This is a genomic window from Pseudomonas onubensis (assembly GCF_965653655.1).
Classification (GTDB): Bacteria; Pseudomonadota; Gammaproteobacteria; order Pseudomonadales; family Pseudomonadaceae; genus Aquipseudomonas.
Map to the genome: position 1 here is coordinate 1 of NZ_CBFHAZ010000257.1, position 462 is coordinate 462.

Annotated in this window: 1 protein-coding gene; it reads right to left on the minus strand. The window is 36.6% G+C overall.

Going from position 1 to position 462, the window contains the following annotated elements; genetic code table 11:
* Positions 1-309, minus strand: a 309-nt coding sequence (locus ACTD9P_RS29855; protein WP_438870452.1) for an HTH-type transcriptional regulator Hpr, incomplete at its 3' end; no start/stop codon positions are given.
* Between the last annotated feature and the right edge of the window lie 153 nt (positions 310-462).

The window sequence follows — 462 nt, forward strand, 5'->3', positions numbered from 1 at the left end:
GTACGTGTTCCGTTTATCATTCAGCCGCTTGGAAAATTTCAGATATCCCCGTTCTTCAAGCTTTTTTGAAAAGTTAAATGCAGTTGATACGTGCATAACGCCGAATTTGGCGATTTCTGAAATAGAAGCTCCTTTAAGCTGATAGGCAATCCATAATATATGATGCTCATTAATATTAAGGTCGTACGGCTTCAGCCAATTCTGCCAGTCTTTCTCGATAGATTTCCAGAGTGCTTTGGACAGCTGCGCCATTTTTTGGGTATAGATTAAAGCTTCTTTTAGATCGTAAGGCGGTTCAACACGATTCAATACAGATCACCTGCTTCACATTTTCTTTTCCTCTATTATGCCAATAAAATAAAGATTAATAAAGATGAAAATTTAAGAATTTTATAATAAATTCTTAATCCGTTGCTGTGAAAGGCTTTAAACCGCAAAAAAAAGTGCGGAACGCAATATGCC